The organism is Brasilonema octagenarum UFV-OR1 (assembly GCF_963888615.1).
Lineage (GTDB): Bacteria > Cyanobacteriota > Cyanobacteriia > Cyanobacteriales > Nostocaceae > Brasilonema > Brasilonema sennae.
Genome location: NZ_CAWPKW010000339.1, coordinates 1 through 1516, shown reverse-complemented (window position 1 = coordinate 1516; position 1516 = coordinate 1). Strand labels below are relative to the sequence as shown.

Genomic DNA, 1516 nt, shown 5'->3' with positions numbered 1-1516 from the left:
TCCCGTTAAGAAAAAAAGAAATTAATGCTTCTTGACTGGATAATGCTATTGCCAGAGGAGTTTGTGCGTAGTTTTAAACAAGAATTGAGAAGTGACGAGGAGGCATATATAATGTGGTACGTGACAAGTATTGAGCGCTTGGCAAAAGTTGCGTGATATTTTAGAAGCTGTGCATCGCAAGCAAACAATTATGTTACCTGTTAAGAAAAAAATTGTAACTGATGAAGCAATGCGTCCAGGTGCAGTGTTGATTGACTATCAAGACTGGCAGAAAATTGAGCAAATATTGAAAGCTTATCAAGCTCAACAAAAAGAAGAGTTTAATTTAAACAAGTATGCTGGTGTGATTAAACTCACTCAAGACCCTTTGGAGTATCAACAGCAAATTAGGGATGAGTGGAATTGACACAAGCTTTAATTTTGTAGGACACAAATTATGTTGACGAAATACATACAAACTGCTCTATTGAAAGCAAAATATAAGATTTTGTCAGATGATGGCACCTTTTATGGAGAAATTCCTGAATTCCAAGGTGTCTGGGCTAATGCAGATTCTTTGGAAGCTTGTAGAGAAGAATTAGTAGAAGTTTTGGAAGAGTGGATTTTATTACGAGTTTCTCGTCATCTGCCATTACCCGTAGTTGATGGCATTGAACTGTCAATCAAGAAAGTAGCATAATGCCCTCTTTGGGACCTATCAAGCGTTCAGACTTAATCCGGTATTTGAGGCAACTAGGATTTGAAGGACCATATTCTGGGAGCAAGCATCAGTATATGATCAAGGATGATATCACAGTGCGAATACCAAATCCTCACAAAAGTGACATTGGCAAAGGGCTTTTGGCTGAAATATTGCGGCAAGCTGGAATTGAGAAAGATCAGTGGGAACAGTTGTGATGTTTAAGGGGCGATCGCTCACTTTCTTCAAAGATCGCCTCACCCCTGTCGTTTCTCAATCTCCGCGATAGGTAAAAGCAACGTCTCCTCAATTTCTTGTCTGACTTCGCGGCTGATATAACAATCGCTATTCAAGGAATCTACTAGTAGCTTATTGGCATCGTAATACTGTTGCAACAGTTCTTTTTGGTTATCGCTAAACTGCCAGTCATGCCCAATATTGCGATGTTTAATCATCATGGTTCTCAGTTGTTCAATCCAGACTTTACCTTTAATTTGCCACCACTCCTTAAATTCTCTTTGAAAAGGATCAGGCAGTTGACACTTGAGGTCTTCTATCTGGTACCGTAACTCATGATCTAGCTCAATAACAGTATCAATGTCATAAAGAAGATAAAGAGCTTGAGTACGGGTATGAGCACGACCAAAGTTATAATCAATCATGACAGCATCATCAATCACTCGCTTAAGAACAATCTCAACTTCTAATTTCGATGATAACTTAAACCCTGTATCAAAAGTGTTAGCAAAAATTTTAGCAACAGAACTAGCAGATTTAGGCTTAATTTTTGGAAGATTAAACAGGAAGTAAAAAGCTCGAACGGCAACTGGTTTATAA

The 1516-nt window shown here is 38.4% G+C and carries 4 protein-coding genes; 3 read left to right on the top strand and 1 reads right to left on the bottom strand.

Translation table 11 applies throughout. The features are described from left to right. Positions 1–130 precede the first annotated feature (130 nt). Genes AC5590_RS30815 through AC5590_RS30805 form a run of 3 tightly spaced genes read left to right on the top strand, consistent with a single transcriptional unit; the run spans position 131 to position 897 of the window. Positions 131–406: a hypothetical protein gene (locus AC5590_RS30815; protein ID WP_248277445.1), complete on the top strand. Its 276-nt coding sequence runs from the start codon at positions 131–133 to the stop codon at positions 404–406. Between the two features lie 30 nt (positions 407–436). Next, the gene (locus tag AC5590_RS30810; RefSeq protein ID WP_169268984.1) at positions 437–679 is read left to right on the top strand and encodes a type II toxin-antitoxin system HicB family antitoxin; all 243 of its coding nucleotides are present in this window, start codon (positions 437–439) and stop codon (positions 677–679) included. Beyond that, positions 679–897, top strand: a complete 219-nt coding sequence (locus tag AC5590_RS30805) for a type II toxin-antitoxin system HicA family toxin (RefSeq protein ID WP_169268983.1) — start codon at positions 679–681, stop codon at positions 895–897. Before AC5590_RS30810 ends, AC5590_RS30805 begins: the two co-directional genes overlap by 1 nt. Positions 898–936: 39 nt before the next feature. On the opposite strand, the gene AC5590_RS30800 is transcribed toward AC5590_RS30805, so the two are convergent. Then, positions 937–1516, bottom strand: a 580-nt coding sequence (locus tag AC5590_RS30800) for an NACHT C-terminal helical domain 2-containing protein (RefSeq protein ID WP_441293688.1), incomplete at its 5' end; no start/stop codon positions are given.